We start from the raw sequence: 24,742 nt of genomic DNA, 5'->3' as shown, positions 1-24,742 counted from the left end.
GCGCGGCGGCGCGCTCACAGCTGGGCTCCGCCGGCGACCGGGACGACGGCGCCGACCATCGTCGGTTTGCGGCTGACCATCGCGGCGACGACCTCCGCGACGTCGCGCGGGTTGGTGAACCGGCGCAGCGGAATCTCCTGCAGGTACTTGCGGCGGTCCTTGCCGTCGAGCATGACCCTGGTCAGGTCGGTCTCGACGAAGCCGGGCTCGACCACGTTGGCCAGCACGTCGAAGCGCGCGCCCTCCAGGGCGACGTTGGCGGCGTAGCGGGTGAGCGCCGCCTTGCTGACGCCGTACATCGTGTTGCCCACCCGGGCGTTGCGCCGGGCCTGCGAGGAGACGAACACGATGTCGCCCCGGCGGCGCCGCACCAGGTGGGGCAGGACCGCGTGGGTGAAGGTGACGGCGCTGCCCAGGTTGGTCTCCAGGAGGGCCGCCAGGTCGTGCCAGGTGACCTGGCCGGCCAGCTTGTCCACCGTGAGCCCCTGGTTGTTGACCAGGGCCTGGAGCCGGCCGTCGGCGCTGACGACCTCGATGAACGCGTCGACCTCGGCGCGGTCGCGGCCGTCGACGCGGGAGCCGCGGGCCCGGCCGCCGGTGGCCTCGGCCACCTCGTCGGCGGCTCCCTTGGAGTTGAGGTAGGTGAACTCCACGTCGAACCCGTCCTCGACGAGCCGGCGGACCACGGCCCGGCCGATGCCGCGGGCCCCGCCGGTGACCACGGCCACCGGCCGCACCCCGTCCGGACCGCCGGCCCGTGCCCGCTCCGCCCGAGCCCGGTCGGCCTGCCCCCGGTGCGGCGCTGACCGGTCTGTCTCCGTCCGGTCTGTCTCCGTCCGGTCCGTCTGTGTCCGGTCATGTGCCATCGGCTGCGAACACTCCCCTCGCGGCGACCGTGCCGCCTTCCGCGGCGACCGTGCCGCCTTCCGTTTCCCGCTGTGCCGGTTCCGGTTCCGGTTCCAGCACGGCCTCGCACCGCACCCCGCCGTCCGCGCGGCGCTCGGCGGTGAAGGTGACCCGCCCAGGCGGCACCAGGGGACGGGCGAACCGCACGTCCCTGAGCGTCCGGGCGGGCACGTCACCGCGCTGCGCGCCGCGGTCGAGTTCCCGGGCGAGCTGTGCCATCAGATGGACGACCGCCGAGCCCGGCAGCATCGGGTCACCGGGGAAGTGCTCGGCGAACACCGGCCACCGAGGATCCAGTTCGAGCCGCGCCGACACCTTGTCCGCCCCGTGGTCCCGTACCGTCTCCCAGGTCAGCGGGATGCCGAGCAGACGTGCCACGTCCGTGAGCCGCTGTTCCCCGCTCATGCCGCCCGCACCTCCTCGCGCCGCCGGGCCAGGAACTCCAGCTGGCCGGTGACGAAGGCGGCGAAGGACGCCGCATCCACGGCGGGCCGCGCCGACCGCGGCACCCTGGCGTCCAGTTCCCGGTGGTCGAAGACGAACCCGCACTCCATGAACGCCAGGTTGTCGGCGTTGACCGAGGCGAAAGCACGGTCCAGGGCGGTACGGGCCGGGCCCAGCGCGAGCACCTCGGCACCCAGCGCCTCGTTCACGGCGGCGACCGCCTCCGCATTGGTGAGCCGCTGGTCACCCAGGTGGTAGTACGCCCCGAGACCGTCACCGTCGCGGCCGTCGCCGCCCCGGGCCCGCTCGGCGAGCGCCGCGCAGCTCGCCGCGATCTGGTCCACGTGGGCCAGCGGCGGAGCGACGTCACCGGACACGTCCAGGGTGAGCGGTACGCCCCTCAGCCGCGCCTTGGCGACCATCTCGACCAGCGTGAAGTAGCCGGCCTTGTTGGCCTGCACCACCGGGTGCCGGGCCGGTCCCAGCACCGAGCCGATGCGCAGGGAGGTGACCCGGTGCCCGTGCCGGTGCCGGAGGTTGTCCAGCATGTGCTCGGTGAGCACCTTGGAGACGACGTACGGGTTGACCGCGTCGACGTCCCACACGGGCTCCTCCAGCACGACCGACGGCCGGCCCTCGCCGCCGTCACCGCCTCCGCCGCCGGGACGGGTGCGGCCGGTGGGGCCGCCGGGGCCGGTGACCCCGACGGTCGACACCTGGAAGAACCGCTCCTCGGGCCGGCAGGCCGCCAGCAGCCGCAGCGGTACGGCCGTGTTGGCCGCCACGGTGGATCGCAGTTTCGCCGGGTCGTACGACAGGGTCGCGCCGATGTTCCACACCTGGGCGACCGTGCCGTACCCGAGCCGGGCGAGCGCGTCCGCGCCGAAACCGTCCAGGGGATGGGTGTCCAGCCGGTCCAGCAGGGTGCCGTCGCCGCCGGTGACGGCCAGGACCGCCGCGATCCGAGCGCGCAGCCCGGCCGGGTCGGCCTGCCGGCCGGTCAGCACCAGGGTGCGGTCGAAGGCGGGCAGCAGGGCCGCCACCAGTTCGGCGCCGACGAGTCCGCTGCCGCCCGTGACGACCAGGTTCCGGCTCATCGCGCCGCCCCCGCCAGGACGACGCAGGAGTTCGCGCCGCCGAAGCCGTAGGTGACGCTCAGGCCCAGCGGTGCCCCGCCGAGCGGGGTCGGCCGCCCGGCGGCGACCGGGATGCCGGCCCACCGCTCGTGCGGCCGGCGCAGCCCCGCCGTCGGCGGTGCCGTGCGGTCGCGCAGCGCGTAGGCGGTGACCAGCGCCTCGACCGTGCCGGTGGCGCCCAGCGAGTGGCCGAGCGCGCCCTTGGTCCCGGAGAGCACGGCCTGCCCGTCCGGGAAGACCTGGCGGTAGACCGCGGCCTCCATCTCGTCGTTGACGGGCGTACCGGAGCCGTGGCCGTTGAGGTGGGCCACGTCCCGGGGGCCGGCCCCGGCCATGGCCAGGGCCGCGCGCAGCATCCGGGCCGCGTTCTCGCCGGACATGTCCGGCGAGGTCAGCGAGTCGATGTCGGTGCCCGCCGCCCAGCCGGCCAGGTGGGCGAGCGGCTCGCCGCGGACGTCCTCCGGCGCGGTGAGCACCAGGCAGCAGGCGCCCTCGGCCAGGGTCGTGCCGTCGGACGCCGCGTCGTAGGGGCGGCAGCGGTCGGGGGACATGGTCTTCAGCCGGGAGTGGCCCGTGAACTTGCCGGGCTCCAGCGAGTCCACCCCCACCGCGAGCACCACCCGGGCCACGCCCGAGGCGATCAGATCGGCGCCGTAGGCCACCGCGTCCGTGCCCGACGAGCAGGCCGAGGAGAGGGTGACGAGCGGGCCGGTCAGGCCGAGCGGCTGCGCCACCCGGTCCCAGAAGTGGTCGAGTTCGACGTCCTGACCGCGCTGCTCGAAGATGTCGCCGAGGCTGATCCCGAGGACCACCCAGGCGTCGGCGACGTCCTCGGCGGCCAGGCCCGCGCCGGCCGTGGCCTGCTCGACGGCCTGGCCGATCGCATGGGCGGCGAGGGCTGCCAGGCGGTCGCCGCCGTGCGTCCCGTCGTACCCGGGGACCTGTCCGGTGGTGGCGGAACGGTGTCCGTCGGCGGGGAAGAGGGTGAGCGGGCCGAGCCCGCTGCGGCCCTGGAGCAGGGCCTGCCAGGTGGTGTCGGCCGAGTCGCCGAGGCAGGTGACGGCACCCGCCGCGGCGACCGCGACACCGTACGTGCCGGCGGTCATGCCGCCTGTCCGAGCGCGAGCCGGTCGGCGATGGCCTGCGGGACCGGGAGGAGCGCGTACGGCTCCTTCCGCACGAAGACGAGGTTCAGTTCGGCGCGGGCGAGGACCTTGCCGCGCGACTCCGCCCGGAAGTTGAGCCTGAGCGAACGCCCCAGGTTCTCGGCCCGGGTGATCGACGTGGAGACGGTGTCGCCGCGAAGCGCCGAATTGCTGTACGAGGCCCGCACCCGGGCCACCCGGATCTCGACGCCCTCGCCGAAGAAGCCCGGCGGCGAGCTGTAGCGGCCCAGGAACTCCTTGAGCGCGTTGCTGTACCACTTCAGGTAGTTGGAGAAGTGGACCACTTCGAACTCGTCCACCTCGGCGTCGTGGACCGGGTGTTCCAACTTGATGATCACTGTGCTGTTCCCCCCTCTGTGCGGCCGCGTGCGTCAGGCGGCGAGCTTGGACTCGACGAGCTGGACTATGCGGCGGACGGAGGAGAAGTTCTCGGGAACGAACTCGCCGTCGCTGATCGACACGTCGTACTCGTCCTCCAGGTGCGCCATCAGCTCCGCGAAGCCGAGCGAGTCGACGCCGACCTCGGTGCCGAGGAGCGCGTCGTCCCCGATCTCGTCCGGGTTCAGGTCGATGAACAGGGCGTCCACGATGAAGTGCTTCAGGTGGGCGGCGACGGCGTCGGCGGAGAATTCGACAGCGGTGGACATGTGGGTCTCCTTGGTGTTCAGGGTTTTTCGACGGGTGGTGCTGGTGGTGGTGCGGTGCCCGGAGGCGGCCCGGCGTGGAAGGAAGGGGCCGCCTCCGGAGACTGGAGGGTCGGGAGCGGGCCGGCGTCAGGCCGCGACGGCGGCCTCGAACGCGGCGACCGCCGCCTTGGCGATCTTCACGTCGTCGGACCAGTGACCGCCGCTGACACCGATGCCGCCGACGATCTCGCCGTCCACGGTGAGGGGCAGGCCGCCGCCGAAGACGATCAGCCGGCGGATACCGGTGGGGGCGCCCGCCGCGAGGGGCGCGTCGTCCTTGATGAAGTCGTGCCACTGGTCGGTCGGCAGACCGAACCCGGCGGCCGTGTACGCCTTGTCCTGGGCGATCTCGACGGTCAGCAGACCGGCGCCGTCCATCCGCCCGAAGGCGTTGAGGTGACCGGACTCGTCCACGACGGCGACGCTGGAGGGGATGCCGAGACCGGCGGCGGCCTCCTTGGCGGCGTCGACGATCTGCTGGGCGAGTTCGTTGCTGAGCGCGGCACGGCGGCGCACCTGGGTCTGGGACATGCTGGGACTCCTTGAAGTGACGTGTGTTTCAGATGGGTTGGTCGGAGGTGTGAGGTGGAGAGGTCACCGGCCGGTCAGGCCGCGACCGGCTCGCCGTCCGGCTGCCGGGACGGCGCGGGCAGGGCCGCGACGACCGCGGTGGCGAGCGCCAGGTAGGCGACGGTCACGCCGAGCAGGACGGAGGAGAAGCCGAACCGGTCCAGGACCAGCCCCGCGAGCAGGATCAGGACGGTGTTCAGGGCCGCGAACCGTGCCTCATTGGTGCGCAGCGCCCCGGCCCTGACCGTGGCCGGCAGGCCGTCCAGCGCGTCGCCGATCGCGCCGACCACCACCGGCCGCACCGCGCCGACCCCGGCGCCCAGGGCGATGGTGGCGAGGGTCGCGCCGACCGCGTTGACCTGCCACAGCAGGATCAGCAGCCCGGCCCCGGCCAGCGCGGCACAGGCCAGCGCGGTGCCCCGGGCTCCGAACCGGTCGACGGCCCGGCGGGCGTTGCGGGCGCTGAAGTAGCCGCTGAGCGTGTACGCGCCCAGCACCAGCCCGAACACCGGCAGCGAGACGTGCAGCCGTACGTACAGCAGGTAGGGCAGGAAGCCGATGAACAGGGCGAGGACGAAGCCGCGGACGACCGCGTAGTACGTGCTCCAGCGCAGCACCGCGCCCGAGGCCGGCGCCGGCCCGCCTCCCGCGTCCGGCCCGTCGGCCGCCCGGGAGGCGGCGGGCACGGGCGCCGGTGGCGACGAGTGTGCCGTGGACCGCGACGCGGCGTGTGCCGGGGACTGTGCCGGGGCGGTGTCCCCCGGGGTGCGCGTGCCGAGTTCCCTGCCGACCGTGGTCACCATGAGCGCGGCGAGCGCCGACATGACGGCCGACAGGATGAACGGGGTGATCGAGGAGACCTGGTAGAGCAGTGCGCCGAGCACGCCGGCCACCAGCGCGGCCGTGAAGGTCAGCGAACCGCTGCGGCTCTCCCAGCTCCGCGCGTCGGAGCCGTCCTTGCGGCACACCTCGGCCAGGAGCGCGGAGTCGGTGCCGCCGGCGAGCGAGAAGCCGAGCGCGGCGACGACCTGGGCGACGACCGCCACGGGCAGCCCGCCGGGCGCGGCGAGCAGCAGCAGGCCGGCCGCCTTGAGGCATTCGCCGGCGGCCACGGCGCCGGTCAGGCCGAGCCTGCGGGCCAGCGGGCCGACGACCACGCCGGCCACGGCCAGCGTGACGCCGTAGACGGCCAGGGCCACCTCGACGACGGGCAGTGACAGCCCCCGGTCGTAGAAGAATACGAAGAGGATCGTCAGGTGGAAGTAGCTACGGGACAGGACCCGGTAGGCCGTGAATCTCTGCTGTGGGCTGAGCATGGTGTCCGGCCCTGCGCTTTCTCCGTCGTGGGACGGTCGTGGGGTGGGGCCCCCGGGGCGGGGGGCCGGTTCAGACGGGCAGGGCCGTCGGCAGCCAGGCGGGCCGCCGGGCCTCGTACGCCGCGATCTTGTCGGCGTGCCGGAGCGTGGCGTCGATCTCGTCGAGCCCTTCCAGCAGCCGCATCCGGTGGTACGGGTTCAGTTCGAAGGGGACCGTCAGGTCGCCGGCCCGCACCTGGAGCGCCTCCAGGTCGACGCCGACCGGCTCGTCCGGCCGCTCCTCGGCACGGCGCCACAGTTCCTCGACGACCGACTGCTCCAACTCGATGGTGAGCAGGCCGTTCTTGAGGGAGTTGCCGCGGAAGATGTCGGCGAAGCGGGGTGAGATCACGACCCTGAACCCGTGGTCCAGGAGCGCCCACACCGCGTGCTCGCGGGAGGACCCGGTGCCGAACTCCGGTCCGGCGACCAGGATCGACGCGCCCTGGTGGGCCTCGCGGTTGAGCACGAAACCGGGGTCGGTGCGCCAGACGGCGAACAGGCCGTCCGCGTACCCGGTGCGGGTGAGGCGCTTGAGGAAGCGGACCGGGATGAGCTGGTCGGTGTCCACGTTGCTGCGGCGCAGCGGGAGGACGCGGCCGGTGTGGGTGCGGAACGCTTGCATCGTCAGACCTCGGTGGTGGCAGGGGCGGTCAGGGCGGCGGGGGAGCGGAGGGCTCCGGCGACGGCGGTGGCGGCGGCGACCGCCGGGGAGACCAGGTGGGTGCGCGACCCGCGGCCCTGGCGGCCCTCGAAGTTGCGGTTGGAGGTGGACGCGGCCCGCTGGCCGGGGTCGAGGAAGTCCGGGTTCATCGCCATGCACATCGAGCAGCCGGCGTTGCGCCACTCGGCGCCCGCGTCGGTGAACACCCGGTCCAGGCCCTCGGCCTCGGCGGCCTGGCGGACCTGCTCGGAGCCGGGCACCACCAGCATCCGCACCCCGTCGGCCACCTTGCGGCCGCTCAGGACGGCCGCGGCGGCGCGCAGGTCCTCGATGCGGCCGTTGGTGCAGGAACCGAGGAAGACGGTGTCGACGGCGATCCCGGACAGCGGCGTGCCCGGGGCCAGTTCCATGTACTCCAGGGCCTTCTCGCAGGCGGCGCGCTGGACCGGGTCGGCGAAGGACTCCGGCGCCGGGACGGTGCCGGACAGCGGGGCGACCTGACTGGGGTTCGTGCCCCAGCTGACGTACGGGGAGAGGCCGTCGAGGTCGATGTCCACGACCCGGTCGAAGACCGCGTCGTCGTCGGTGCGCAGCGTGCGCCAGTACGCGACCGCCTCGTCCCACTGCTCGCCGCGCGGTGCGTGTGCGCGGTCCTTGACGTAGGCGAACGTGGTCTCGTCGGGGGCGATCATGCCGGCCCGTGCGCCCGCCTCGATCGACATGTTGCAGATCGTCATGCGGGCTTCCATGGACAGGGATTCCAGGACTTCGCCGCGGTACTCGATCACGTGGCCCTGGCCGCCGCCGGTGCCGATCCGGCCGATCACCGCGAGGATGATGTCCTTCGCCGTGACCCCGGGCCGCGGCCGGCCGGTCAGGTTGACGGCCATGGTTTTGAACGGCGGCAGCCGCAGCGTCTGGGTCGCCATGACGTGCTCGACCTCGCTGGTGCCGATGCCGAACGCGAGCGCGCCGAAGGCACCGTGCGTGGAGGTGTGCGAGTCACCGCAGACCACGGTCATGCCGGGCTGGGTGAGACCGGCCTCGGGGGCGATGACGTGCACGATGCCCTGACCGGGGTGGCCGAGCGGGTAGAGCGTCACCCCGAACTTCTCGCAGTTCTCCCTGATCGCGTCGACCTGGGCCCGTGAGACGGGGTCGGCGATGGGCAGGAGGATGTTCTCCGTCGGCGTGTTGTGGTCCTCCGTGGCCATGGTCAGCTCGGGCCGCGCGACCTTGCGGCCCCGGGTCGCGAGGCCGTCGAAGGCCTGCGGACTGGTGACCTCGTGGAGCAGGTGGAGGTCGATATAGAGAATGTCCGGTTCATCGGGCGCCCGATGCACCAGGTGCGCGTTCCACACCTTTTCCGCAAGCGTCTGTCCGGCCACGCCGTCTCCTTGCTCAATGAAATACCGCTCGAATGCCACATGAGATCCCGTACGGGATTCCGCACCGAAAAGAATGCGACTCGCAGGCCGGTGCGGGTGGGGGATCCGCGAGGGTCCGCGGTCCGGGCTCCGTTCGACCCGGTGTGCTGGACACTAACATACCTTCCAGAAGGAATGTTAGTACCGAGGCCGGATCGGGCATGACTGCGCCGCTCTGACCTGCGTATTTAGCGGAGAACTTGCTCAGCCTCCCTGCGGCACCTCCTGGGAGGCGAGACGCGGCGGACCTGGATGTCTCACTATGTGGACGGACGGTCATCGGGCACCAACGGGGAGAATTGCTTGCCATTGACGGCATCCGGCCGATAACTTTCGGCCGGTACGCGGCCCGCCGGATTCCGGCCGCCGCCGTCTCCACCGTCCTCCGGAACGCATCCGCGGCGGTTTTCCGCGCCCTTCGGCGCACCATTCCACAGGGGGGAACCACACCCATGTCCCAGACAGCGATGACACCCCGTTCACCGGCGGCACCGCCCGGCGCACGGGAAAGAAGGACCGACCAGGACACCGCACGGCTGCACGCCAAGGTCGCCCGGCGGCTGGTGCCCCTGCTGGGCCTGCTCTACCTCGTCAGCTACCTGGACCGCAGCAACATCGCCTTCGCCGGCCCCAACGGCATGAACGAGGACCTCGGCCTCACCGCCTCCGCCTACGGCCTCGCCTCCGGCATCTTCTTCCTCGGCTACGTCGCCCTGGAGATCCCCAGCAACATGGCGCTGCACCGCTTCGGCGCCCGCCGCTGGCTCGTCCGGATCCTGCTCACCTGGGGGCTGGTCGCCGCCGCGACCACCTGGGTCGTCAACGGCACCGAGCTGAACATCGCCCGGCTGCTGCTCGGCGTCGCCGAGGCCGGCTGCCTGCCCGGCATCGTCCTCTACCTGACGTACTGGTTCCCGGCGAAGGCCCGCACCCGCCTGAACGCGCTCTTCTTCCTGTCGCTCCCGCTCGCCACCGTGCTCGGCGCCCCGCTCTCCAGCCTGGTCATCGAGCACGCCGACGGGCTCTTCGGACTCGCGGGCTGGCGTGCCATGTTCCTCGTCGAGGGTGTGCCCGCACTCCTCCTCGCGGTCCTGGTGTGGAAGGTCCTCCCGGACGGCCCGCGCGACGCCAAGTGGCTCACCCCGCAGGAACGCGACACGCTCCTCGCGGAGCTGGAACCGGAGCAAGGGCCGTCGGACCGGCCGCAGGACCGGCCGGCGGGGCGGCGTGGGGGGACGGCGGTCCGTGAGTGGCTGGGCCCGCGCGCACTCGCGCTCGGTGTCGCCTACTTCGGCCTCATCTACGGCCTGTACGCCCTCGGCTTCTTCCTGCCCGCCATCATCGCCGGCTTCTCCAGCGCGTCGGGGCGTCCGTTCGGACTCCTGGAACGGGGCCTGATCAACGCGGTGCCGTACGCCGTCGCCGCCGTCGCCATGCTGCTGTGGTCCCGGCGGGGCGGCCGCCGTACCCGCAGTCCCGGCGTACGGGTCGCGGCGCCGACCGTGCTGGGCGCGCTCGCCGTCCCCGTCGCCCTGGAGATGCACGGCCCCCTCGCGACCATGGCGGTGGTCACGGTCACCGCCGTCGGCACGCTCTGCGCGATACCGGCCTTCTGGTCGCTGCCCACCGAGATGCTCAGCCGCCGGGCCGCCCCCGCGGGCATCGCCCTGGTCAACTCCCTCGGCAGCCTCAGCGGTTTCGCCGCGCCCTACTTCACCGGCTGGCTCAAGGACGGCACCGGGTCCACCAGGCCCGGGCTGTGGCTGGCCGGTGCGCTGATGCTGCTCTCGGCCGTGATCGTCATGGCCCTCGGGCGCGCCCGGGACACCGGTCCCGCCGCCGGCACCCCGGCCGTCCGGTGAGCGCACCTCCCGCACCCGGAACGAGGAGACCACCCACCATGCGCATCGTCATCGCAGGACCGCCCGGCGCGGGCAAAGGGACCCAGGCCGCCCGCCTGACACGGGCACTGTCGGTGCCCCACGTCTCCACGGGCGCCCTGTTCCGCGGCCACATCGAAGGCGGCACACCCCTCGGCCGGCAGGCCCGCGAACACATCGAGGAGGGGCGGCTCGTCCCCGACGGCCTCACCCTCGCGATGACCGCACAGCGCCTGGCCCGGCCGGACGCCGCCCACGGCTTCCTGCTGGACGGCTTCCCGCGCACCGTCCGCCAGGCGACCGCCCTGGACGACCTGCTCGCACACCGACGGGCCCGGCTGGACGCGGTGTTGTTCCTCGACCTGGCCGAGGACGAGATCGTCCGGCGCATCGCGGGGCGCCGCGTGTGCCGGGCCGACGGCGGACACGTCCACCACGTGGCGCACTCACCGGGTGCGGCCCGGGGCGTCTGCGACACCTGCGGGGGCCGGCTCCACCAGCGTGCGGACGACCGTGAGGAGACGGTACGCACCCGTCTCGCGGTGCACCACCGCGAGACGGCACCGCTGCTCGGCCACTACCGCGAGCGCGGCCTGGCGGTGACCGTGTCCGCCACGGGCCCGGTCGACGAGGTGACCCGCCACGCCCTCGCGGCCCTCACGGCGCTCACGGTACCTGACGAGCAGAACAGCTCCGAGCGGAACGGCTCCGAGCGGAACCGCTCCGAGCAGGGCCGTACCGAACAGGACGGCCGCGAGCAGGGTCGCACCGGGCAGGACGGCCGCGACCGGTCTGCCCCGCACCCGGTCCTGACCGGCTGACGGCACCGGCCCCCACGGGCCGGACCGGCCGGACCGGCCCGTACGACCCACCCTGGCGCGGCGCTCCTTCGTAGGGCGCCGCGCCCACCCGCACCCACCGACGCATTCGCACCGCGCGCCGGGTATGGGCCCACCAGCACCCACTGACGCATCCGCACCCCGCGCCGCGCGCGGGCCCACCGGCACCCACTGACGCATCCGCACCCCGCGCAGGCCCACCCGCACTCGCACCCGGGCCCGCACCCGGGCCCGCGCCCGCACCCAGGCCCGCACCCGGGCCCGCACCCGCCCCGCTAGGGGCACACCTTCCCGCACCCGCAGGCACATGTGCGTGCATGTGCCCCCGCATCGTCCCGTCCCGCACCCGCAGGAGGAGCAGCAGTGATCGTCGGTATCGGCAACGACGTGGCGGACATCGAACGTTTCCGGACGGCCCTGGCGCGCACCCCGCGCCTCGCCTCCCGTCTCTTCACCGCCCGTGAACGCACCGGCCCGGACGGCCGCCCGCGCGACGCGGCCTCCCTGTCCGCCCGGTTCGCCGTGAAGGAGGCCGTGCTGAAGGTGCTGGGCGCGCCGGCCGGCCTGGCCTGGGAGGGGATAGAGACCGTCACTCTGCCCACCGGCCGGCCGGTGCTGCGCGTCTTCGGCGCCCCGGCCGAACGCGCCGCCGCCCTGGGCATCCGGGCCTGGCACGTGTCGATCAGCCATGACGGGAACCTCGCGGCGGCGTTCGTGGTGGCCGAAGGAGGCGACGGGCGGCGCAGGTGCACGTGTGCGGAGGGCGGGATGGCCCTTGAAGCCGCCCGCGTGGTCGCCGGAGGAGGCGATGGGCGGCGCGGGTGCGCGGGTGCGCGGACGGCGCGGCGGCCCTTGAAGCCGCCGGGAAGGCGCGGGCCGAGGCAGCGGCGCCGGGAACCCGGGGCCGGCGTAACGGCCCGTCCGGTCAGGTGTGAGCCCCGCGTCGTTCCGGAAAGGTCTGCCCGCGTCCCACCGGGGGAGCGGCCGGCGCGGCCCACGAGTGGCGGCCCGCGTCACCACCGCGGCGGGGAAGCGGAGTCAGGCGCGCAGCGCCTCCTCCAGGATGTGCCAGACCGTGTTCATCCAGAGCAGCAGTTCCCGTTCCTGCGGTGCCAGTGCCGGGGACTGGGTGCCGAAGACGACGACCAGCAGGAGCTCGGCGACGTCCTGCGCCGCGTACCGGGGGGTCAGCGCGCCCTGGTCCTGGGCCTCGCGGACCAGGGCGGCCATGTGCCGGCGGATGTCCTGCACGAAGTGCGGCTTGACCGGCTCGGCGCCCTCCGGGGCGTCGGCGACCAGCCGCAGTGCCGCCTTCAGGCGTACCTGCTCGTGCAGGGCGCGGGTCAGACCCAGGGTGAGCGAGCGCAGGGCGGCCAGCGGATCGCGGTCGGGGCCGGTACTGGTGCGCAGGACCACGTCCCAGGCGTCCGCGCCGCACTCCACGAGCGCGTTCGCCAGCTCGGTCTTGGACGCGAAGTGCCCGTAGACGGCACCCTTGGTCATGCCGGTCCGGGCCGCGACCGCGTTGAGCGTGGTGACCGCGTAACCGTTGCGGGAGAACTCCTCCGCCGCGGTGTCGAGCACGAACTCACGTGTCCGCCTGGATCGTTCGCGCTGCATACCGCCACCACCCCTTCGTGGACCCCCGCTTCCGAAACCCGGATCCGTTGACCGGATACTGAACATACCATCCAGGAGGAATGTTTTGCGCGGACGTCATGTGTGGATCCGGCGTTCCTCCAGTGAGTGTCGTGAAGTCACCCCCCGCTCCCGGGAAACGGCGAGGGGGCGGACCGTCGGTCCGCCCCCACTGAGATCGTCAACCACCTGCCCAGACAGGCCAGTTCAGCCGCCGCGCGTGCCGGTTCAGTACCGGGTCCGCGCCCACCACGACCGCCTGCCCCACCGCCCGTAACATGGCCAGATCGCTGGAGTGGTCCCCGTAGGCGATGCAGTCGCCCGCCGCGATTCCCGACTCCGCGAGCAGCGCGCTGACGGCGTCCGCCTTGGTGTCACCGATCATCGGACGGCCGACCTCGCCCGTGAACACCCCGCCCTGGCTGAGCTGTTCGGTGCAGCACACCACGTCCGCGCCCACGTCCCGGGCCAGCGGCAGCAGCAGGGAGCGGCAGGAGCCGGACACCAGGACCACGCCGTCACCGGCCGCGCGGTGCCGGGCCAGCGCCTCGGCGGTCGCGCGCACCAGGGCCGCCGGCCGCCGCCGGTACGCCGTGTACCACCGCCGTCCGGCCGCTTCGAGCGCGGCGACCGGCACGCCCGCGTACCGGCGGTAGTAGGCGCGGTTCGCCTCCTCCCGTCCCGGCCCGTCGCCGCCGCACCCGGCCGGGACGGGAACAGGACCCGAAGCGGCGACCACACCCGAAGCAGTGGCAGGACCCGAAGCAGTGCCAGGCGCCAGATCGGTGACCGTCGCAGTGACAGGCGTCGGAACAGGACCCGAAACCGTGGCAGGCGCCAGAGCTTCCCGAGCGGTGGCAAGTGCCGCAGGTGCGGCGGGCGCCGGTGTGGCTGCCGCCTCGCCCCGCTCCCGCCGCCAGAACTCCCAGAAGTCCAGCAGGCTCTTGGCCGCGATGAGCGTCTCGTCCACGTCGAAGAAGGCGATACGGCCGCTGCGGGGCGGCCACGGGCGCACATCGCGCGGGCCGCCTCCCCGACCGCCGGCCCCCACGTCGGCCGTCGCGTCGCTCAGCCCGTCGCCCGTCGCGTCCGCCACCACGATGCGTCCCGCGTCCAGCACGCCGCCCGCTCCGCCCGCCCCGCCCACGCGGTCCACCGCGTGCACGGCGTTCACCCGGCCTCCCCGGGTGCCCCGGGCGCGGCGAACACGGCCTGCCCGTAAGCCGACGCCGCCTGTTCGAAGGCGAGCGTGGCGTGACCGGCGCCGACGACCACATCGTGCCAGCGGCGCTGCAAGGGATCGTCCTCCGCCGCCGCCCCCAGGCCCGACGCCCGCATCAGCCGGTCGACCGCGCCCGCGCACAGTTCCGCCGCCAGGGCGGTGTCCCGCCGGCACTCCCCGATCGTGACACCGTTCTCACCGGCCCGGTCGGCCCGCTCCGCCACCCGTTCCAGGAGCAGCTGGGCCGCCGCGATCTCCCCCGACGCGCGGGCCAGGACCGTCCGCACCCCCTCCTTCTCCCGAACGGGCCGTCCCCCGCCGTCCCGCGCGCCCGCCGTCCGCTCCAGCCAGGCCTGCTGGGCACCCCGGGAGGCACCGAGCAGCGGTGCGGCGAAGACGAGCCCGGCGATCATCGGGTACGGAACCGTGTGGCACCGCGCGCCGCCGGGCAGCGGGGCGAGCAGCGCGGCCAGGAGCGCGGTGTGCCCGTCCGGCACGAACACCCCGTCCGCCTCGACCGTGTTGCTGCCGGTGCCGCGCATCCCCATGGTCCGCCAGGTGTCGACGACCCGGACCCGCCCCCGCGGCACCGCGAAGACACGGTGTTCCCGGTCCCCGTCCGGGCCCTCGGCCCAGCCGCCCAGCAGCACCCAGGCGGCGTGGTCGACCCCGCTGACGGACGGCCACGCCCCGGTCAGCCGCCAGCCCAGCCCGTCCCGTACGGCCTCGCCGCGCGCCGGTACCACCGCCGCGGCGATCCGCACGTCGGGCCCGTCCGCCCACAGCTCCCGCTGTCCCTCCTCGGGCAGGTAGGCGGCCAGGCGGGCGTTCGAGGCGTACAGCGCCGCGCACCAGGCCGTCGACGCACAGCTCTCCGCCACCACCCGCACCGATGTGAGCAGTGCGGTGAAGGTCCCGGCGGCTCCCTCCCAGCGCCGGGGCACGAAGTGACGGGCGAAACCGGCCTCGACGAGCGAGTCGGCGATGTCCGCCGAGAGTCTTCGCCGCGTCCGCGTCCACTCCAGGTCGCGTTCGGCCGTCCTGGCGGCCGGCGCGACCCGTTCCCGGATCTCCTCCCACTCCACCGTGCTCAGCACGCCGCACCCCGCAGCGGGCGCACGGCCACCGCCCGCAGCACACCGGAGACGAGCGTCTGACCGCCCTGCACCGCGCTGGTGTGCACGGCCAGCCGGCCCGCGCCCGCGCCGCCCCACGGCCGGGCGGTGACGGTGACCGGCCGGTCGTACTCGCCGAACGCCTCGTAGGAGGCGGCGATCGACGCGAGCCGCCACAGCCGGGGTGCCGGGTCGTGGCCCGCGGTCTGCGCCGCGACGACCCGCGCGGCCTGCCGGAAGGACTCCAGGAGCACGACGCCCGGGATGTGGTCGCCCTCGTGGTCGAAGAGCACCGGGTGCGAGCGGTCCATCCGCAGCCACCACCGTCCGGGCTGGCCGTCCGGGTCGGACGCGAGCAGCACGTCTCGGTCGTGTGCGTGCCCGACGGCCATCGGCGGGAGCGGTACGAGGCCATCGGAGGGCACCGAAGGATCCCCGGGGGCGGGGCAGTTGCGCCGGCGCAGCACCTGGTAGCTGCGCGGGGCCAGGACCTCCCAGCTCAGCCGTGCGCGGCCGTGGACCCGTCCGCCGGCGTACAGGACGGCCTCCAACTCGACGCCGAAGCGGCGCGCGTGTCCGGGGGCCCGCAGGAAACTGACGTCGAGCGTCACCGGCAGCGCGTCCGAACCGGTGTCCGGGAGCCCCGCGAAGGAGGGCTCGACACAGAGGTCGCGCAGGACGAACGGGTGGTCCATCGGGACGTCGTAGAAGCGGTGCGAGACGTAGATGAGGGCCTGGCGCACCGTCTCGATCAGGAAGAACGGGTCGCTCTCGCCGTCCGGGGAGCGCCGGTAGAGCCGGTGGTCGGCCGGCCAGCGGGCGCCGACCGCGAACCGGTCGTCGTCCAGCCGCACCGCGTCGGTCAGCAGGACCTCGGCGGACGAGGTCTTGTGCACCAGGGTGCGCGGGACGAGGCGGGTGTGGTCGAGGAGCCCTTCCAGGCCCGGTCCGCCCCGGTCGGCGCCGGTGCCGGCCTCGGGTGCCATGTCCGGAAGAACTGGTGTTGTGGCGACGTTCACGTACGAACTCCATCCCCCTGAGAAAGCCGTGAGGTCGTGCCGGGCGGCGGTCACGCCGGGTGCCCGGACGATCATGCTGAGCAGCAGGTCGAAAATATACCTTCCGGAAGGTATATTGCAATGGTCTTCAGAAGAGGCACCCTGGACACCCCCCACGGCACGGGTGACAGCACCCCCGTCGCAGATGAAAGATGGACCACGTGACCACATCCCCTCCCCCCTCCTTCCCGGTGCCGAAGTTCACCGCCGCGCAGGGCCCGGACCCGCGGCAGGACCGGGCGATCCGGACCAAGGCCCTGGTGCTCACCGCCGCGGCGGAACTCTTCTCCGAGAAGGGCTTCAAACAGACCTCGGTCAAGGACGTCGCCGACCGGATGGGCATGACGAAGGGGGCCGTCTACTTCCACTACCCGACCAAGGAAGCACTCGCCCTCGCGGTCGTCGAGGAACTGTACGAACGCTGGCCGGCGCTGCTCGCCGAGGTCCAGGAGCAGACGTCCTCCCCGCTGCGGGCCGCCGAGGAGATCTTCAACCGGGCCGCGGTCCTCTTCCGCGACGACCCGCTCGTCCAGGGCGGCGCGCGGCTCCAGATCGAGCGCCCCCTCATCGACGCCGAACTCCCCGTGCCCTACGTCGGCTGGACCGTGATGATCACCGGCCTGCTGGTGGCCGCCCGCGACGCCGGTGAACTCCGCGAGGGCGTCGACCCGGAGGCGGCGGCCCGCACGCTGACCGCCGCGTTCTTCGGCACCCAGCACATCTCGGACGTCCAGCAGCGCTGGGCCGACGTGGTGGAACGCTGGGAGGAGGTCCGCGACCTCACCTTCTACGCGATCCGCGCCACACCGCCCGCGTGACACCTTCCGCGTGACGCCGACCGCGTGACAACTCCCGCATGTCACCCCTGACGTCGCACGTCGCATGCCGGACGCCGTGGGGGTCGTCCGGGTTGTCTCCGCGGGTACTCAAGCTCCGCTGAGTACCCGCGCCCATGTGCAGGGCGGGGACCTCGACGAGGCTGTACCGGAGTCCTTCGGTTCTCTTCGGTCCTAAAGGAGACACCAGATATGCGGAACCTCCGACGGGGAGCGGCACTCGCCGCGGTCGGCGCCCTGGCCTTCGCCACGCTCACGGCGTGCTCGATGGACGAGGCGGTGTGCGGCGGCGGCGAATACCCGGTCCAGGCGGTGGGCAGCACAGGCAGCGCGTGTACCCCGAAGGGCAAGGAGCCGCCGGCGGGCTATGTCCGTTACCCCGCGGGCAAGGAGCCCAGGACGGTCGGCGACAAGTGGGAGGAGTACTGGAACACCCACGTGATCGACAAGAACGGCAACGTCAGGAAGGCCAAGGACGGCGAGTAGCGCCGCCGGCGGACGTGCGCCCGAGGGTGCGCTCACGGACGTGTGCGGGCGGTCCCTCACGTATGCGGGCGGCCCCCATGGACGCGTGCCGGCGTCCCTCATGGACGTGTACGGGCGGCCGTTCACGGATGCGTGCGGGCGGCTTTCGCGGACGTGCCGGTGCCGGCGGGCCGGTGGCGCCGGCCGTGGGCGGAGGTCCTTGACGGCGGGCGGGTGCCTTCGGCGGCGGGCGTACGCCGCACCGGCCGGAGGGTTCTCCGGGCCGGCCGGCGGGCGTACGCCGCGCGCCCTCGGGATCAGGCCCAGCAGCCGTTCACGGTCGCGGCCAGGCCGTCCATCGCGTCCTTGATGTCGCTCGGGGCGGCCGTCGCGCCGTTCTCGACGAAGGAGAAGACCCTCCACTCGCCGCTCTCGGTCCGGGTCAGACCGCTCAGGGCGATCGCACCGGTCAGGGTGCCCGTCTTCGCCTGCACCTTGCCGACGGCGCACTGCGAGTGCGGGTCGTCGAAGCGCCCCCATTCCGGGCCGAGGGTGCTGCCGGCCTCACCGGCGACGGGCAGGCCCTCCAGGATCGAGCCCAGGGTGTGCGCGTAGCGGTCTTCGGTGAGCAGTTCGAGGAGCTGCGCGAGGGTGGCGGCGGGGATCCGGTCGGCCCGTGACAGGCCGCTGCCGTCGTGGATCTCGAAGTTCTCCAGGGACACGCCGTAGTGCCTGCTCAGCACATGGCGTACGACCTCGGTGCCGCCCTCGAAGGTGGCGGGCCGTCCCGCTCTCAGCGCGGTCATCCGCAGCAGGGTCTCGGCGATGTTGTTGTCGCTGGTCTTGAGCATCTTCTTGACGACGTCCGCCAGCGGGGCCGAGGTGTGGCGGGCGACCGGGACATCGGAGTGGCGGGCCGCGGCACGGGTGACGTCGCCGTCCACGGTGACGCCCTGCGCGGCGACCAGTTTCGCGAAGGCCTGCCCGGCGTCGACGGACGTGTCCTGGACGCCGTGGCCGTCGACGACGAGGGCGCGGACCGGGGCGACGGTGTCCGGGTAGTACCCGTCGTTCCAGCCTGTGGCCAGGGCCGGCTCGGGGAACAGGCTGTCGTCCACGGCGACCTTCACCGAGGACAGGCCCGCCTTCTTCAGCCCGGCGACCGCCGTCCGCGCCAGCTCGGCGAGGTCGTCGCCGGTGAGGGTGCGGTCACCGCCTCCGACCAGCTTCAGCGTGCCGTCGCCGTAGACGACCTTCGTGGTGAACCGGTGCTGCGGGCCCAGCACGGTCAGCGCCGCGGTCGCCGTGGCGAGTTTGGCGTTGGAGGCGGGCATCAGCGCCGTGGAGGCGTGGTGGTCCCACAGGGTGGAGTCGGAGCCGGCGTCGAGGACCACCCCGCTGACGTCGGAGCCCAGGCGCTGGTCGAGCACGCGGGCGTCGAGGTTCGCAGCCATCTGCTGGTCCTCGGTGCCGGTGCCGGTGCCGGCGGCGGGGGTGCCTCCGGCGTGGTCCGGCGCGCTGTGCCCGGCCGCGGTGTCGTTGCCCGCCGCGAAGGCCGAGGTGCCGGCGAGCGCGGCCGAGGCGACGGGCACCGCCATCGCGAGCACCACGGCCCGCCGGACACCCGTGCCGCCCTGCTTCGTCTTCCGGTGCCGACGACGGCCACCCGGGGTGTACGTGGTCATATGTGTTTCCGCTGCCGTATCACTCATGCATATCCAGATTTCGAGTACGGGAGGTCAGGTAGGACGATCGGCGCGCACCCTACCACCCGTCAGATATGACATGTCCGAGGAAAACGGCAGGACGTGGGGGCGGGGTGAAAGGTCTGGCGGCAGGTTGAACCAGGTGTGAAGAAACCATGGCAGGAGCCGGGGGAAGGCCGGAGGGAGCCCCCCCCCGGAGAGGCCGCAGCAGACGCGTGGCGGGGCAGCTCGGCCAGGTCCGGGAAGGCAGGCCGGCGGATCCCGAAGGGGCACATCGACAGGTGTTCCGGGGTGGTGCAGAAGGTGTTTCCGGGCTGTCCGTGAGGTATGCCGGGGCAGGCCGCAAAGTGTTTCCCGTGCGGGGTCGGCAGGTATGCGTTCGATCGATGCGGGCAGGCTCGGCGGGTGTGCGTAGACTGACTCAGGTTTCTTGTACGGGGACAGTGCGTGTCCGCGCCCTCCGCCCGGCACCTACGCCCGCGCACCCCCGAAGGACACGGAAAGTGGAGGCTGGCGCTGATGAGGTCCGCGCGCCGGGGATTCGTGTGGCCCGCCGCGTGCACCTGGTCCGCCGTGGCCGGACTGGCCGTCGCGGGATGCTGGTTCTACGGCCGGCACAGTGAGCCGCCGAGCCGGGCCGACCGGGTGGCCGTCGGCCGCGTGTGCCGTTCCTCCCTCCCGCGCGGCATGGAACTGTCCTGCGGCACGTACGGGTTCGGCGACGTGCGCTACGTCTGCCCAGCCGGGAGCCGGGACGGCGAGCGGTGCACGCGGACGTCGAGGGTGACGGTGCGCAACTCCGGCCGTGCCCTGGTGTACGTCACGTGCATCGCGGGCCGTGGGCAGGGCGCGCGCGAGCAGGGTCCGCAAGAGGCGGTCCGGCCGGGCCGCGAGGTGACCCTGCGCCCCGGTGGGGGACGGCTCTTGTTCGACATCACGCTGAAGGGCACGGACGGCGGCCGGAACAGCCTGGAAGTGGTCGGCTTGCGATGACGGGCACGGGAGACGACGGGACCGCGGCCGACGCGGCCGTGAGGGGGCGTACGGGTACTGACCGACGCTGACCTGGTGATTCGCGGCATACCACCTCAAAGAGCCGAACAGTAGAGCGACTTGGCCGATCCCTCGTAAGCTGCGGCGGCGCCTGACGGCTCGAACTGCCGCGCGGTTCGCCCCGGGAGGCGCGGCTCCGGCCGCGACCGCGGCCGGGGCACCGCCACAGGCGTGCTCACGCGCGCCGGGAAGACACGAGGTGGAACATGCCGGGACCGTGGACCATGCCGGGACCAAGGACGTGGGGGGTGGCCGCCGCCTCGGCGGTGCTGCTGCTCTGCACCGCCGAGGCCTCGCCCGCGGGGGCCGCCACGACCGCGCTGCCGCTCTGCCCGACGGTCTTCGGGCACGGCGGTTACCCCACCGGCGCCGACCCCTGGGACCGTGACCAGGTGCGGCAGCCGAACCACCCCAAGGGCCTCGCCCAGCAGAAGAGCTGGGGAGCGGGCGGGGTCGAGGCCGACCTCCAGCTCACCCGGGACGGCACCAAGGGGGTCATGTGGCACAACACCACGACCAACGGGCTCACCGGCACCCGCAAGCCCATCACCGAACTGTGGTGGGCGACCGGAGCCGACCAGCTCAAGGGCCGGACCATCACCCGCGGCCCCTACACCGGCGAGACCGTCTACACCTTCCGTGAATGGCTCGACAGCGCCAAGTCCAAGAACCTGACGCCCCTGGTGGAACTCAAGGGCGAGGCCGAACAGTCGCTGCTCAACAGCGACTCGGCCATCCGTGAGCGGGCGTGGGCGGAGGTGATAGCGCCCATATCGGAGCGTATAGCCTCGCAGAAGATCATGATCTACACGCACGACACCGCGCTGCAGCCCGAACTGGACAAGCGCATCAAGGCGGCCGGTCTGTCGGCCACGCTCACGGGTCACCCCAGCTGGATCGACGGGATCGGCTGGGAGGAACCGCCGCCCGCGGCCTCCGGCAACTACGCCTCCTGGCAGGCGGCCTGGACCCGGCTGGGCTCGACCACGACCTCGGTGCCCGTCGCCACCTCGTGGACGAAGGACCTCACGACGTGGCTGCAGGGCAAGTGCGTCTGACGCTCCTCCGGCCCGCGCGCCGTTCCGCGCCGGCGCACTCGACGGCGCGCACGGCGTGCGCGTCACCGGCATCTGCCACGCCTTCCGCGCATCGCCGGCCCGGAGCCGGTGGAGGGACCGAAGGGACCGAAGGGACCCGGCCCGGGAGTTGAGTGCGGGAGAGCCGGTCGAGGGCTGAGCCGGCCCGCGTACGCGGGCCGGCGCGGTCATGCGGGGACCGGCGCGGCGGATGCGGGCCGCGCGTGGCCAGGGGCCGATGGGACCGACGCGGGCCGTGCGGTGACGCGCGCCCGCACGGTCCGGAGCAGGCCGTGCGGGTGATGCGCGGGGGGCGCGGTCAGATGCGGGTCGCGAGCGGCACGGTGACCTGCTTCAGCCAGGTACCGGAGGCGAAGTCGCGCGCCTTGACCACCACCCGGTCACGGTACACCTCGACCTGGAGGCCCTGGTTGAACGCGCCGTCCACGGCGTTCTCACCACCCTGCCCGTTGTCCGTGAAACCGGTCTGCACGGCACCGGTGTTGATGACCGCGAAGCCGTCGAGGTTGGCCGTCCCCGGCACCACACGGCGCACGTACCAGTCGGACAGGCCGAGGTCCCAGTGCGTGTGTCCGCTGAAGAGGAACACGTCACGGTGGCGGCCGAGGAGGCCGAGCAGCCGGTCGGCCTGGAGGTAGTCGCTCATGTAGAGCTTGTTGCGGGTTCCGGAGACGGTGTCGGGCAGCGGGTGGTGCGTGATCACCATGACGGGCCTGCGCCGGCGTGCCCAGTACGCCAGGCGCTCCTCCAGCCACCGGAACTGCGCCTCGCTCAGCCACACCTCGTCCCACAGCTTCGGGTCGTGGTAGTGCATGTAGCGCTCGGTGCCGATCGTGAGCACCGGTATGCCGCCGAACGTCGTCTCCGCGTAGATGCTGCCGCGCTCGGCGAAGCGGTGGAAACTGCGGAACAGCGAGTCCTCGGTGGTGCCGTTGGGCCAGGTGGCCTGGGCCAGGGTGCCGGGGTCGGCCCACTTCGGCACGTAGAACTCGTGGTTGCCGATGGCCCAGGCGATCTCGCGCGGATGCGGGCTGCCCGCGAACACCTTGCGCACCTCGGCGTACTCCGCGTCGTAGCCGCGCGGGGTGATGTCACCGGCCACGGCCAGTCCCGAGCTGTGCGGGTTGGTGGCGCGCATGTCCCTCAGCGCGACGGCGAGGTCGCCGAGGTCGCCCTGGATGTCGCTGATGACGTTGAAGGCGGTCAGCGGGGCGCCGTCGCGCCGCGGGGCCGCTTCGGCGGGGACCTCGGCGAGCGCACCGAGCGCGACGGCACCGGCCGTCGCGGCGATGAGGGATCTGCGTTCCATGGAGGGATCCTTTCTGGTCCAGACCCGTTACTCATATGCGATCAACGAGTCCACGGGATGAACACCGGGCGACAGCGGTCCCGTACGGCCCGTCCGCCCGCCCGCGCCGGTCCACGGGGAGGCGTCCGGTGCCCCGGTTCCGTCGGTGGGGGAGCATGGCGTCTCGGAACAACGGATCGTTTACTTCATATCGTTGACAACAACTTGTTTGCATCGCACGATGTCGGCATGCCGATGACGCCCCAGCAGCCTGCCGACGCCTTCACCCCTCCGAGCGCCGAGGAGGCGAGGGCGCAGCGCGTGTACGCCTCCCTGTTCCGCATCGCGGAACGTCACGCCGCCACGGACGAGCAGCGCCGCCGTCAGGTCCACCCCGCGATGCTCGGCCCGCACGAGGCGATCAGGATCGTGTCCTTCCTGCTCAGCGGTGCGGCTCTGCGCGAGGAGGGTGAGCCCGAGGTGGACCGCGCGGACATCACCGCCGCGCTGAGTCTCGTTCCCCTCGCCCGCGCCGAGATGGATGAACTCGAGGCAGGGCTGCTCGCCATGGCACGGGGACGCGGTATGACCTGGCCGGAGATCGCCTTCGGCCTGGGCCTGGCCACCCCGCAGGCGGCCAGGCAGCGCTACGAGCGACTGGTCAGCCGGACCGAGACGGACGCGGAACCCGACCCGGGCCGGGGTGCCGAGAAGGGCGCGGGGCATGCCGGACACCCGGGCCGCGCCGGGCACCCCGGGTAGTCGCAGCGGTCCGGATCCCGGGCCCGGGTCACCGGCCCTCCCCGGGTGCCTCGGTCGCCGTGGCGATCACCGTGCGGAAGGGGTACGCGACCAGGAGGGCCGCCACGACGAGCAGTCCGCTCGCCCAGAGCGGTCCGAGGTCCCCGGCCGGGGTGGCGAGGGCGGTCGCGGCGATGAGCGGTCCGGCGGTGGCGCCGACGTTGAGGGCCGCCGTCGCGTAGGCGCCGGCCATCGTGGGCGCCCGCGATCCCTCGTAGAGGGCCCGCGTGATCAGTGTCCCGCCCAGCGCGAACGACAACGCGCCCAGCAGGAACACGAGGACGAGCAGAGCCGCCGGCTCGGCCGCCGACACGGCGAGGACCGGCCAGCCGACGGCCAGCGCCGGACCGCCGACCGCGACGACCCGGCCGGGCCGCCGGTCGGCCAGTCGTCCGGCGACGGTGACCCCCACGAAGGAACCCGCGCCGAAGAGCACCAGCACGAGCGGCACCCACAGTTCCCCCAGCCCGGCCGCACCGGTCACGACGGGGGCCAGGAACGTGAAACTCGCGAAGGTCGCGGCGTTCACCAGCGCACCGAGCAGCAGCACCAGCACCAGGCGTGGCCTGCGCAACTGCGCGAGTTCCGAGCGCAGTTGCGGCCTGTCTTCCTCCGCGTCCGCCCGCGCGGACCCCGCCGGCAGGGTCTTGAGGAGGCCGGCGGCCGCGGGCAGGCACAGGGCCGCGACCGCCCAGAACGTGGCGCGCCAGCCGAACAGCGTGCCCAGCACCGAGCCCCCAGGGACCCCGGCGACCGTGGCCACCGTCGTGCCGGAGAGCAGCACGGCCAGCGCCCGTCCCTTCCGGTCGGGCCCGGCCAGCGTGCCCGCCGTCGTCACCGCCACGGCGAGGAACCCGGCGTTCGCCAGCGCCGCGACGAGACGGGTGGCGCACAGGACGGGAAAACTCGTCGTGGTGGCGCCCACGGCGTGAGCCGCCGAGAACAGCAGGACGAACGCGAGCAGGACGGTCCGTCCCGAGCGGTTCCGGGCGAGGGCGGCCATGAGCGGGGCGCCGACGGCCATGCCGGTCGCGAAGGCCGAGGTGAGTGCGCCCGCCGTGCCCACCGTGACGTGGAGGTCGGAGGCGATGTCGGGCAGGAGTCCGGCGAGCATGAATTCGGAGGTGCCCATGGCGAAGACCGCCAGGGCGAGCGAGTACAGAGCGAGAGGCATCGAGTGACCCCGAGGTGAGGTGAGGAGAGGAACGGGAGGACGTCATCTCGTCACCGCGGTCAGCCCCCGCAGGGCACACTTCTCCGCCTTCTCCGGCGATCCGGGATCCGGCGATCCGGCAGGGCGGTGCCACTGCCGTCCCGGTGGTCCGGCGCGAGGGCCGGCCCCGGAGGGCCGGTGCTCCGGCGTTCCGGTGGTTCAGGGGTGCAGGGGGCT

General features: G+C 73.1%; 23 protein-coding genes and 2 pseudogenes. 8 read left to right on the top strand and 17 right to left on the bottom strand.

Annotated elements, in window-relative coordinates; translation table 11 throughout:
* Nucleotides 1-14 precede the first annotated feature (14 nt).
* From AC6I72_RS34820 to leuC, 10 genes are all read right to left on the bottom strand, one after another.
* Nucleotides 15-728, bottom strand: coding sequence for an SDR family NAD(P)-dependent oxidoreductase (locus AC6I72_RS34820; protein WP_498005455.1), 714 nt, complete (start codon nt 726-728; stop codon nt 15-17).
* A 127-nt stretch (nt 729-855) separates the two neighbouring features.
* Nucleotides 856-1,311: an ApeI family dehydratase gene (locus AC6I72_RS34815; RefSeq protein WP_498005454.1), complete on the bottom strand. Its 456-nt coding sequence runs from the start codon at nt 1,309-1,311 to the stop codon at nt 856-858.
* Nucleotides 1,308-2,447, bottom strand: a complete 1,140-nt coding sequence (locus AC6I72_RS34810) for an NAD-dependent epimerase/dehydratase family protein (RefSeq protein WP_498005453.1) — start codon at nt 2,445-2,447, stop codon at nt 1,308-1,310. Before AC6I72_RS34810 ends, AC6I72_RS34815 begins: the two co-directional genes overlap by 4 nt.
* On the bottom strand, nt 2,444-3,592 hold the full coding sequence (locus AC6I72_RS34805) for a beta-ketoacyl synthase N-terminal-like domain-containing protein (protein WP_498005452.1): 1,149 nt from the start codon (nt 3,590-3,592) through the stop codon (nt 2,444-2,446). Before AC6I72_RS34805 ends, AC6I72_RS34810 begins: the two co-directional genes overlap by 4 nt.
* A complete protein-coding gene (locus AC6I72_RS34800) occupies nt 3,589-3,990 on the bottom strand; it encodes an acyl-CoA thioesterase (protein ID WP_366723186.1) in 402 nt (133 codons plus the stop codon). The genes AC6I72_RS34805 and AC6I72_RS34800 overlap by 4 nt, the downstream gene beginning before the upstream one ends.
* Nucleotides 3,991-4,023: 33 nt before the next feature.
* The gene (locus AC6I72_RS34795; protein WP_366723185.1) at nt 4,024-4,299 is read right to left on the bottom strand and encodes an acyl carrier protein; all 276 of its coding nucleotides are present in this window, start codon (nt 4,297-4,299) and stop codon (nt 4,024-4,026) included.
* A gap of 126 nt (nt 4,300-4,425) precedes the next feature.
* On the bottom strand, nt 4,426-4,869 hold the full coding sequence (locus tag AC6I72_RS34790) for a GlcG/HbpS family heme-binding protein (protein WP_498005451.1): 444 nt from the start codon (nt 4,867-4,869) through the stop codon (nt 4,426-4,428).
* Nucleotides 4,870-4,943: 74 nt separating this feature from the next.
* Complete coding sequence (locus AC6I72_RS34785; protein WP_498005450.1) at nt 4,944-6,224, bottom strand: hypothetical protein; 1,281 nt, start codon at nt 6,222-6,224, stop codon at nt 4,944-4,946.
* 70 nt (nt 6,225-6,294) lie between these two features.
* Nucleotides 6,295-6,888 (bottom strand): 3-isopropylmalate dehydratase small subunit, encoded by a 594-nt coding sequence (gene leuD, locus AC6I72_RS34780; RefSeq protein WP_498005449.1) that lies wholly within the window; start codon nt 6,886-6,888, stop codon nt 6,295-6,297.
* 2 nt (nt 6,889-6,890) lie between these two features.
* The gene (gene leuC, locus AC6I72_RS34775; protein ID WP_498005448.1) at nt 6,891-8,315 is read right to left on the bottom strand and encodes a 3-isopropylmalate dehydratase large subunit; all 1,425 of its coding nucleotides are present in this window, start codon (nt 8,313-8,315) and stop codon (nt 6,891-6,893) included.
* A gap of 491 nt (nt 8,316-8,806) precedes the next feature.
* Between leuC and AC6I72_RS34770 the strand changes: the two genes are divergently transcribed.
* The 3 genes and pseudogenes from AC6I72_RS34770 to AC6I72_RS34760 form a co-directional block, all read left to right on the top strand.
* Nucleotides 8,807-10,216, top strand: coding sequence for an MFS transporter (locus tag AC6I72_RS34770; RefSeq protein WP_498005447.1), 1,410 nt, complete (start codon nt 8,807-8,809; stop codon nt 10,214-10,216).
* Between the two features lie 38 nt (nt 10,217-10,254).
* A pseudogene (locus AC6I72_RS34765) lies at nt 10,255-10,893 on the top strand (adenylate kinase); the annotation flags it as partial.
* 489 nt (nt 10,894-11,382) lie between these two features.
* Nucleotides 11,383-11,790, top strand: a pseudogene (locus AC6I72_RS34760) (holo-ACP synthase); the annotation flags it as partial.
* Nucleotides 11,791-12,111: 321 nt separating this feature from the next.
* On the opposite strand, the gene AC6I72_RS34755 reads toward AC6I72_RS34760, so the two are convergent.
* The 4 genes from AC6I72_RS34755 to AC6I72_RS34740 all read right to left on the bottom strand — a co-directional run bounded on the left by AC6I72_RS34755 (nt 12,112) and on the right by AC6I72_RS34740 (nt 16,067).
* The gene (locus AC6I72_RS34755; RefSeq protein ID WP_498005446.1) at nt 12,112-12,693 is read right to left on the bottom strand and encodes a TetR family transcriptional regulator; all 582 of its coding nucleotides are present in this window, start codon (nt 12,691-12,693) and stop codon (nt 12,112-12,114) included.
* A 199-nt stretch (nt 12,694-12,892) separates the two neighbouring features.
* Nucleotides 12,893-13,885, bottom strand: a complete 993-nt coding sequence (locus tag AC6I72_RS34750) for an HAD family hydrolase (protein WP_498005445.1) — start codon at nt 13,883-13,885, stop codon at nt 12,893-12,895.
* Nucleotides 13,882-15,030, bottom strand: a complete 1,149-nt coding sequence (locus AC6I72_RS34745) for an acyl-CoA dehydrogenase family protein (RefSeq protein WP_498005444.1) — start codon at nt 15,028-15,030, stop codon at nt 13,882-13,884. Before AC6I72_RS34745 ends, AC6I72_RS34750 begins: the two co-directional genes overlap by 4 nt.
* Nucleotides 15,024-16,067 (bottom strand): ScbA/BarX family gamma-butyrolactone biosynthesis protein, encoded by a 1,044-nt coding sequence (locus tag AC6I72_RS34740; protein WP_498005443.1) that lies wholly within the window; start codon nt 16,065-16,067, stop codon nt 15,024-15,026. The genes AC6I72_RS34745 and AC6I72_RS34740 overlap by 7 nt, the downstream gene beginning before the upstream one ends.
* Before the next feature lie 200 nt (nt 16,068-16,267).
* On the opposite strand from AC6I72_RS34740, the gene AC6I72_RS34735 reads away from it, so the two are divergent.
* Complete coding sequence (locus AC6I72_RS34735) at nt 16,268-16,924, top strand: ScbR family autoregulator-binding transcription factor (protein ID WP_498005442.1); 657 nt, start codon at nt 16,268-16,270, stop codon at nt 16,922-16,924.
* 210 nt (nt 16,925-17,134) lie between these two features.
* A complete protein-coding gene (locus tag AC6I72_RS34730) occupies nt 17,135-17,428 on the top strand; it encodes an SCO0607 family lipoprotein (RefSeq protein ID WP_498005441.1) in 294 nt (97 codons plus the stop codon).
* A gap of 296 nt (nt 17,429-17,724) precedes the next feature.
* Here the strand turns inward: AC6I72_RS34730 and dacB are convergent, their stop codons facing one another.
* The gene (dacB, locus tag AC6I72_RS34725; RefSeq protein ID WP_498005440.1) at nt 17,725-19,119 is read right to left on the bottom strand and encodes a D-alanyl-D-alanine carboxypeptidase/D-alanyl-D-alanine endopeptidase; all 1,395 of its coding nucleotides are present in this window, start codon (nt 19,117-19,119) and stop codon (nt 17,725-17,727) included.
* A gap of 513 nt (nt 19,120-19,632) precedes the next feature.
* On the opposite strand from dacB, the gene AC6I72_RS34720 reads away from it, so the two are divergent.
* Both AC6I72_RS34720 and AC6I72_RS34715 read left to right on the top strand, forming a co-directional pair.
* Nucleotides 19,633-20,106: a hypothetical protein gene (locus AC6I72_RS34720; RefSeq protein WP_498005439.1), complete on the top strand. Its 474-nt coding sequence runs from the start codon at nt 19,633-19,635 to the stop codon at nt 20,104-20,106.
* A 308-nt stretch (nt 20,107-20,414) separates the two neighbouring features.
* Nucleotides 20,415-21,224, top strand: a complete 810-nt coding sequence (locus tag AC6I72_RS34715) for a PI-PLC domain-containing protein (RefSeq protein WP_498005438.1) — start codon at nt 20,415-20,417, stop codon at nt 21,222-21,224.
* 337 nt (nt 21,225-21,561) lie between these two features.
* Here AC6I72_RS34715 and AC6I72_RS34710 read toward each other — a convergent pair whose 3' ends face one another.
* Nucleotides 21,562-22,572, bottom strand: coding sequence for a metallophosphoesterase family protein (locus tag AC6I72_RS34710; RefSeq protein WP_498005437.1), 1,011 nt, complete (start codon nt 22,570-22,572; stop codon nt 21,562-21,564).
* 228 nt (nt 22,573-22,800) lie between these two features.
* On the opposite strand from AC6I72_RS34710, the gene AC6I72_RS34705 reads away from it, so the two are divergent.
* Nucleotides 22,801-23,313, top strand: coding sequence for a DNA-binding protein (locus tag AC6I72_RS34705; protein ID WP_498005436.1), 513 nt, complete (start codon nt 22,801-22,803; stop codon nt 23,311-23,313).
* Between the two features lie 28 nt (nt 23,314-23,341).
* Here AC6I72_RS34705 and AC6I72_RS34700 read toward each other — a convergent pair whose 3' ends face one another.
* Nucleotides 23,342-24,526, bottom strand: a complete 1,185-nt coding sequence (locus AC6I72_RS34700; protein ID WP_498005435.1) for a Cmx/CmrA family chloramphenicol efflux MFS transporter — start codon at nt 24,524-24,526, stop codon at nt 23,342-23,344.
* Between the last annotated feature and the right edge of the window lie 216 nt (nt 24,527-24,742).

The sequence above is a fragment of the Streptomyces sp. Xyl84 genome (genome assembly GCF_059731885.1).
Note: the sequence above shows the minus strand (reverse complement) of the source record. Positions and strands in the feature narration are given on the sequence as shown.